The organism is Streptomyces sp. UNOC14_S4, from assembly GCF_020740835.1.
In the GTDB taxonomy this organism is placed as follows: Bacteria; Actinomycetota; Actinomycetes; order Streptomycetales; family Streptomycetaceae; genus Streptomyces.
Genome location: NZ_JAINFC010000368.1, coordinates 1 through 7810 on the forward strand (window position 1 = coordinate 1; position 7810 = coordinate 7810).

Genomic DNA, 7810 nt, shown 5'->3' on the forward strand with positions numbered 1-7810 from the left:
CCACCGCCGCCCCCGCCGTCGCGGCCGCCCGTGCCACCGGCCTGAGCAAGGTCTACGGGCACGGCGAGACCCAGGTACGCGCCCTGGACTCGGTCTCCGTGGAGTTCCGCCGCGGTGAGTTCACCGCGATCATGGGCCCGTCCGGCTCCGGCAAGTCGACCCTGATGCACTGCATGGCCGGGCTCGACACCGTCTCCGCCGGTTCCGCGCGGATAGGCGACGCCGAGCTGGCCTCGCTCGGCGACCGGGAGCTCACCCGTCTCCGCCGGGACCGGATCGGGTTCATCTTCCAGGCGTTCAACCTGCTCCCGACGCTCACCGCGCTGGAGAACATCACCCTGCCCCTGGACATCGCGGGCCGCAAGGCCGATCAGCAGTGGCTCGACCAGGTCATCCGCACCGTCGGCCTCTCCGGGCGCCTCGCGCACCGCCCGAGCCAGCTCTCCGGCGGTCAGCAGCAGCGCGTCGCCGTCGCCCGCGCCCTCGCGGGCCGCCCCGAGATCATCTTCGCGGACGAGCCGACCGGCAACCTCGACTCCCGCTCCGGCGCCGAACTCCTGGGCTTCCTGCAGGAGTCCGTACGGGCCCTGACGCAGACGGTCGTCATGGTCACCCACGACCCCGTCGCCGCCTCCTACGCCGACCGCGTGATCTTCCTCGCCGACGGCCGCGTCGTCGACGAACTCCACGCGCCGACCGCCGACACGGTCCTCGACCGGATGAAGCGTTTCGACGCCAAGGGCCGTACGAGCTGACGCGGCCCGTACGTACCCCTCCCGCTCGCCTTCTCCTCTCCCCGGACCAGGACCCCGCATGCTCCGTACCGCCGTGCGCAACCTCCTCGCGCACAAGACCCGGCTGATGATGACCGCGCTCGCGGTCCTCCTCGGCACCGCCTTCGTCTCCGGCACACTGATCTTCAGCGACACCGTCGGCGGCGCCTACCGCGCCAAGACGGCCAGGAGCCTCGACGACGTCGCCGTCTCCGTCACCCAGGGCCACGGCCGCCCGGCCAAGGGCGACGGCGCCCTCGACACCCGCGTCGTCGACAAGGTCCGCGCACTGCCCGGCGTCACCTCCGTGCGCCCCTCGGTCGACGGCGTCGCCACGGTCGCCGACAAGGACGGCAACCCCGCGGGCAGCGAGTGGGGCAGCGTCGGCGCCAACTACGTGCCGGGGCCCGGCGGCAAGGACAGCCGCTACCCGGTGAAGGAGGGCCGTGGCCCCGCCACGGCCGACGAGATCGCCCTCGACGCGAAGACCGCGGCCAAGGCCGGGGCGAAGCTCGGCGGCCCCGTGCGGCTCGCCGTCGACGGCCCGGTCGTGACCAAGAAGCTCGTCGGCATCGTCGGGACCCGTGACCCGCGGGTGAGCGCGGGCGGCAGCCTCGCGCTGTTCGACACCGCCACCGCGCAGCAGCTCTTCGGCAAGCCGGGGCAGTTCGGCGAACTCGTCGTCTCCGCCGCCAAGGGCGCCGACCAGGAGGCGCTGGCCCGCGCGGTCAAGGACGCCCTGCCCCAGGGCTTCGACGCCAAGAGCGGCAAGGAGCTCGCCGCCGAGCAGTCCAAGGCCATCGACAAGGACACCAGCTCGATCCGCAAGACCCTGCTCGTCTTCGCGGGCATCTCCCTCTTCGTCGGCGTCTTCATCATCGCCAACACCTTCACCATGCTCATCGCCCAGCGCACCCGTGAGATCGCGCTGCTGCGCGCCGTGGGCGCCTCCCGCCGTCAGGTCGTCCGGTCCGTGCTGGTCGAGGCGGGTCTGCTCGGGCTGGCCGCGTCCGCCGTGGGCTTCGTCCTGGGCATCGGCATAGCCGCCGGGCTGCGACCCGTGCTGAACTCGACCGGCGGCGAGCTGCCCGACGGCCCGCTGGTCGTGGCCCCCGGCTCCGTGCTGGCCGCCCTCGCCGTCGGCGTCGTGGTCACCGTGGTCGCCGCCTGGCTGCCGTCCCGCAAGGCCGCCCGGATCGCCCCCGTCGAGGCGCTCGCCTCCGTCGACCAGGCGCCCACCGCGCGGAGCCTCGTCGTCCGTAACTCCATCGGCGCGGTGCTCACCGGCCTCGGCCTCGCGGTCATGCTGTACGTGACGACGCTCCGCGACAGCGGCGGACTGCCCGTCGCCGCGGCGGGCTCCGCGCTCACCGTCGCGGGCGTGATCGTGCTCGCCCCGCTGCTCTCCCGCCCCTTCGTCACCCTCTTCGGCAAGGCCACGGCCCGGTTCACGGGCGTCAGCGGCAAGCTGGCCGGGCAGAACGCGCTGCGCAACCCGCGCCGTACCGCCGCGACCGCCTCCGCGCTGATGATCGGCCTGACCCTGATCACCGGCCTCACCGTGGTCGCGGTCTCCGCGAACCAGGGCGTCGACCGGATGAGCCAGCAGGACCTCACCGCCGACTACAAGGTCAGCTCGGCCACCTACCATGGCTTCTCCCCGGACGTCGCCAAGACGCTCGCCGGACAGCCCGGCGTGGCCGCCGCGGTCCCGCTGCGGCTCGGCGGCTTCGACATGAACAACGACCCCGCGGGCATCCAGGCCACCGCCGACGTCCCCGCCCTCACCAAGGTCGTCGACCTGAAGGTCACCGGCGGCGCGCTCGCCGACGTCCGCGGCAAGGACGCGGTCGCGGTCTCCGAGAAGTACGCGCGCGAGCACGGCCTGAAGGTCGGCTCCACCCTGCCGATGGACTTCGCCGACGGGAAGCGGGAGACGCCGCGCGTCGCCGCCGTCTACGCCGACAACGACGTGCTCGTCAACGTCCTCGGCAGCACGGCGCTCGTCGACCCGCACCTGGAGAAGGTGCGCGACGACGAGGTCTACCTCAAGGCCGCTCCCGGCCGGGCCGACAAGCTGCCCGCCGAGATCAAGAAGGCCCTGGGCGCCAACCCTCTCATCAAGGTGCAGAGCCAGGACGACCTGCGCCGCGCGGCCGCGGGCAACGTCGACTCGGTCCTCTATCTGATGTACGGGCTGCTCGGCATGGCCGTCGTCATCGCCGTCATCGGCGTCGTCAACACCCTCGCCATGTCCGTCTTCGAACGCACCCGCGAGATCGGCATGCTCCGCGCGATCGGGCTGGCCCGCACCGGGATCAAGCAGATGGTGCGCCTGGAGTCGGTGATGATCGCCCTGTTCGGCGCGGTCCTCGGCACCGGCACCGGCATCTTCCTCGCCTGGGCCGGCGGCCACCTCCTGCGCTCCTCCTTCCCCCAGTACACGATGGTCGTCCCCTGGGGCCGGATCGCCGTCTTCCTCCTCCTGGCCCTGGCCGTGGGCGTCCTGGCCGCGGTCTGGCCGGCGCGCCGGGCGGCGAAGCTGAACATGCTGGAGTCGATCGGGGCGCAGTGACCCGAGGGATGCGCGGGTGACGACACGACCGCCGGACGGGCCTGGGGCCCGTCCGGCGGTCGCGTGTTCAGGGGGTGTTGCCCGTTCGCGCCGGGCTCAGGCCGACATGCGCCCGATGTGGGTCACAAGGACGCGGATGACGTGGTCGTCGATGATGTACAGCGCCCGGTAGGAGCCGACTCTCAGGCGCCGGTACACACTGCCGAAGGGAACGGAGTTGGCAGGCCGGGGCTCCTCGGCGAGGGCATCGACGGCGTCGTACAGGGCGGCCAGACCCTGCGGGTCCTCCTTGAGGAACCGCACTGCGGTGCTGGTGGCCTCGGGCTCCCAGATGATGCTGTAGGTCACTTACGCAGCCCCAGCATGCGGCCGACCTCTTCGTGGCTGACGCCCTCGCCGAGCGTGCCCTGTGCCTGCCGCCGCTCGCGTTCGGCGATCGCCAGGGAGTCCTCGAGATCCTCTATCACCTGGGGTGACACCAGAAGTGCCGCGACGTGACCATGGTCGGTGAGTGCGATGGTCTCGCGGCCGTGTGCGGCGCGCCGTACGAGGTCGCCAAGTTCGGATCGGGCCTTGCTGATCGCGATCTCAGTCATGCTCACATGATGCCACAAGATTAATCTAGTGACACATTGAGTCGAGGTTGATGTCGACGGCGGGGCGGAGCGCATCCTGCGCCCCGCCCCGCCCCACCATCACCCGTCCGTCACACCCCCGCCGTCTCCCGCCGCTCCGGTGCCTCCCCCTGCGCGTCCGGCCCCGCCAGCACCGTCTCGTCGAACGGCAGCCGCCCCGAAAGCACCTCCGCTGCCCGGGACTTGTCGATCTCCTTCGTCCAGGTGCCGACGAGGACCGTGGCCACCGCGTTGCCCGCGAAGTTCGTCAGGGCGCGGGCCTCGCTCATGAAGCGGTCGATGCCGACGATGAGGCCGACGCCGTCGACGAGTTCGGGGCGGTGGGACTGGAGGCCGCCCGCGAGGGTGGCCAGGCCCGCGCCCGTCACGCCCGCCGCACCCTTCGAAGCGACGATCATGAAGAGCAGGAGGGAGATCTGCTGGCTCACCGAGAGCGGCTCGCCCATCGCCTCGGCGACGAAGATCGAGGACATCGTCAGATAGATGGCGGTGCCGTCGAGGTTGAAGGAGTAGCCCGTCGGCACCGTGATGCCCACGACCGGCTTGCTGACGCCCAGGTGCTCCATCTTCGCGATGAGGCGCGGCAGCGCCGACTCGGAGGACGAGGTGGAGAGGATCAGCAGGAACTCCCGGCCCAGGTACTTCAGCAGCGCGAAGATGCTCACGCCCGCCACCAGCCGCAGCAGCGTGCCCAGGACCACGATCACGAAGAGCAGGCAGGTGATGTAGAAGCCGATCATGATGACGGCCAGGGACTTCAGCGCGTCCGTGCCCGTCGCCCCGACCACCGCCGCCATCGCGCCGAACGCGCCCACCGGCGCCGCCCACATCACCATGGACAGGATGCGGAAGACGAGCTTCTGCACATGCCCGATGCCCCGCAGCACCGGCTCGCCCGCCGGGCCCAGCGCCTGCAGCGCGAAGCCCGAGAGCAGCGCCACCAGCAGCGTCTGCAGCACCTGGCCGCCGGTGAAGGCGGAGACCATCGTGGTGGGGATGATGCCGAGCAGGAAGGCGGTCGTCGACTCGTGCGCGCCCTTCGCCTGCGCCTCGCCCGCGTGCCGCAGCGACTCGGTCAGGTGCAGGCCGCTCCCCGGCTCCAGGATGTTCCCGACCACCAGGCCGATGGCCAGCGCCACCGTCGACATCACCAGGAAGTAGCCGAGCGCCAGCCCGCCGACCGCGCCGACCTTGGCCGCCTTGCGGACGGAGCCGATGCCCAGCACGATCGTGCAGAAGATCACCGGCGAGATCATCATCTTGATGAGGTTGACGAACCCGGTGCCCAGCGGCTTCAGCTCGACGGCCACCCCCGGCGCCGCGAACCCGACCGCGATGCCCACGAGCACCGCCGCGATCACCGCGAGATAGAGGTAGTGCGTACGGTCCCGGCCACCGCCCGTCGTGCGGCGGCCGGGCGGTGGCGGCGGTGACTGTGTCGTCCGGGTCGTCGTTGCCATGGGTCTTCTCCCCGTCGTTGCGGCTCCTGTCGCCCCGCCCTCCCGGGTCCTCCCGACGAGAGGGGCTGCGGCGACTATGCACGCCTCTGTGACTGCGGTCACCCTTGCGTGCATTACGTTCACGGCCGGGCCCGGGTGACACTGTCCGCCATGCGCAAACCTCGCATACGCCGCCCCCACAGCCTGGCCGGCCGCCTCTTCGCGATGCAGACCGTGCTGGTCGCCGCCGTGGTGGCGGGCTGCGCGGCCTTCGCGTACGCCGCCGACCGGGGCCAGGCGGAGGACGCGGCGCGGCGCCAGGTGACGGCGGCAGCGGCCGCCGTCGCCGCCTCCCCGGCCGTACGGGACGCGGTCCGCTCCGCCGACCCGGCCGCCACGCTCCGGCCGTACGCCGAGCGGGTGCGCCGCGACACCGGCGTCGACTTCGTCACGATCATGGACCGGGACGGCACCCGCTGGACCCACCCCGACCCGGACCGCATCGGCGAGCGCTTCCTCGGCCACACCGGCCCCGCGCTCGACGGCCGGACCTTCTCCGAGACCTACACCGGCACCCTCGGCCCGTCCGTCCGCGCCGTCGCCCCCGTCACCGACGGGAACCGCGTGATCGCCCTCGTCAGCGCCGGCATCACCGTCGACGTGATCAGCGCCGAGATCCGCCGCCAGCTCGTCGGCCTGCTCGGGGTCGCCGTGGCCGCGCTCGCGCTCGGCGGCGCGGGCACCTACCTCCTCAACGCCCGGCTGCGCCGCCACACCCACGGCATGAACGCCACCGAGCTCGCCCGCGTGCACGACTACCACGAGGCCGCGCTGCACGCCGTGCGCGAGGGCCTGCTGATGCTGGACGGCGAACGCCGCATCGCGCTCGTCAACGACGGGGGCCGGGAACTGCTCGGCCTGGACGGCGACGCGATCGGGCGCCGCGTGACCGAGCTCGGGCTGCCGCCCGCGCTGACCGACGCGCTCCTCGCGCCCGAACCGCGCGTCGACGAGCTGCACCTCACCGCCGACCGGATCGTCGTCCTCAACACCTCGCCCGTCTCGGGCGGCCGGCGGAACGGCACGGTCGTGACCCTCCGCGACCACACCGAGCTCCAGGCGCTCTCCGGCGAACTCGACTCCGTCCGCGGCTTCGCCGAGGCGCTGCGCTCCCAGGCGCACGAGGCCGCGAACCGCCTGCACGCCGTCGTCTCCCTCATCGAGCTCGGGCGCGCCGACGAGGCCGTCGACTTCGTCACCGCCGAACTCGAACTCGCCCAGGCCCTCACCGACCGGGTCGTCGCCGCCGTCGCCGAGCCCGTGCTCGCCGCGCTCCTGCTCGGCAAGGCCGCCCAGGCCAACGAGCGCGGCGTCGAACTCGTCCTCGCCCCCGACACCGGCGTCGACGACGGCCTTCTCCCGCCCGGCCTCCCCGCCCGCGACCTGGTCACGATCCTGGGCAACCTGATCGACAACGCGGTGGACGCCGCCGCCGGGGAGGCACTGCGCGAGGGCGGGCCCGCGCGGAGCGCGTACGTCACCGTCACGGTACGGGCGGACGACGGCGACCTGCTGCTGCGCGTCGCGGACACCGGGCCCGGTGTCGCCCCCGACGCCGTCGACGAGGTGTTCCGGCGCGGCTGGACCACCAAGGCGGGCGGCGCGGAGCGTTCCCCCGCGCACGGCCGCGGGCTGGGCCTCGCCCTCGTCCAGCAGGCCGCGCGGCGCAACGGCGGCACGGTCGCCGTCGCCGAAGCGCCGGGCGGGGGAGCGGAGTTCACCGTCCGGCTGCCCCTGCGGTCCCTGCGCGTACGGGCGGCGGTGACGCCATGACCACCACCGCGTGGACGGCCGAACGTCCGATCCGGGTCCTCGTCGTCGAGGACGACCCGGTCGCCGCGGCGGCGCACGCCCTGTACGTACGGCGCGTGGCGGGCTTCACGGTGGCCGGGGTGGCGCACACGCGCGGCGACGCGCTCCAGTTCCTCAAGCGGACGGGCGTCGACCTGGTGCTCCTCGACCTCTTCCTGCCGGACGGGCACGGCTTCCAGCTCGTCCGCTCCCTGCGTTCGGCCGGGCACGGTGTGGACGTGATAGCGGTGACGTCCGCGCGCGACCTCGCGGTCGTGCGCGAAGGGGTCTCGCTGGGCGTCGTGCAATACGTGCTGAAACCGTTCACGTTCGCAACGCTGCGGGACCGGCTCGTGCGCTACGCCGAGTTCCGTGCGGTGGTGGGCGAGGCCAGCGGCCAGGACGAAGTCGACCGCGCCCTCGCGGCCCTGCGCGCACCGCAGCCGGCCTCCCTGCCGAAGGGGCTGAGCCTCGACACGCTCCAGGCGATCACGACGGCGATCCGCGAGGCGGGCCCGGAGGGGGTGTCCTCGGGGG

The 7810-nt window shown here is 72.7% G+C and carries 7 protein-coding genes; 4 read left to right on the top strand and 3 right to left on the bottom strand.

Going from position 1 to position 7810, the window contains the following annotated elements; translation table 11 throughout:
* Both K6I34_RS26660 and K6I34_RS26665 read left to right on the top strand, forming a co-directional pair.
* On the top strand, window positions 1–755 hold a 755-nt coding region (locus tag K6I34_RS26660; protein ID WP_229329373.1), incomplete at its 5' end, for an ABC transporter ATP-binding protein.
* A 58-nt stretch (window positions 756–813) separates the two neighbouring features.
* Entirely contained in the window at window positions 814–3348 is a 2535-nt protein-coding gene (locus K6I34_RS26665) for an ABC transporter permease (RefSeq protein ID WP_229329375.1), read from the top strand.
* 96 nt (window positions 3349–3444) lie between these two features.
* Here K6I34_RS26665 and K6I34_RS26670 read toward each other — a convergent pair whose 3' ends face one another.
* The 3 genes from K6I34_RS26670 to K6I34_RS26680 form a co-directional block, all read right to left on the bottom strand.
* A complete protein-coding gene (locus K6I34_RS26670; RefSeq protein ID WP_229329385.1) occupies window positions 3445–3696 on the bottom strand; it encodes a type II toxin-antitoxin system RelE/ParE family toxin in 252 nt (83 codons plus the stop codon).
* On the bottom strand, window positions 3693–3944 hold the full coding sequence (locus tag K6I34_RS26675) for a type II toxin-antitoxin system Phd/YefM family antitoxin (protein ID WP_229329387.1): 252 nt from the start codon (window positions 3942–3944) through the stop codon (window positions 3693–3695). Before K6I34_RS26675 ends, K6I34_RS26670 begins: the two co-directional genes overlap by 4 nt.
* A 110-nt stretch (window positions 3945–4054) precedes the next feature.
* Window positions 4055–5443 carry a cation:dicarboxylate symporter family transporter gene (locus tag K6I34_RS26680; protein ID WP_229329389.1) on the bottom strand — a complete coding sequence of 463 codons (1389 nt, stop codon included), beginning with the start codon at window positions 5441–5443 and terminating at the stop codon, window positions 4055–4057.
* Window positions 5444–5593: 150 nt separating this feature from the next.
* Between K6I34_RS26680 and K6I34_RS26685 the strand changes: the two genes are divergently transcribed.
* Both K6I34_RS26685 and K6I34_RS26690 read left to right on the top strand, forming a co-directional pair.
* Window positions 5594–7255 (top strand): sensor histidine kinase, encoded by a 1662-nt coding sequence (locus tag K6I34_RS26685; protein WP_229329391.1) that lies wholly within the window; start codon window positions 5594–5596, stop codon window positions 7253–7255.
* A partial coding sequence (locus tag K6I34_RS26690) for a response regulator (RefSeq protein WP_229329393.1) occupies window positions 7252–7810 on the top strand: 559 nt, incomplete at its 3' end. The genes K6I34_RS26685 and K6I34_RS26690, both read left to right, overlap by 4 nt.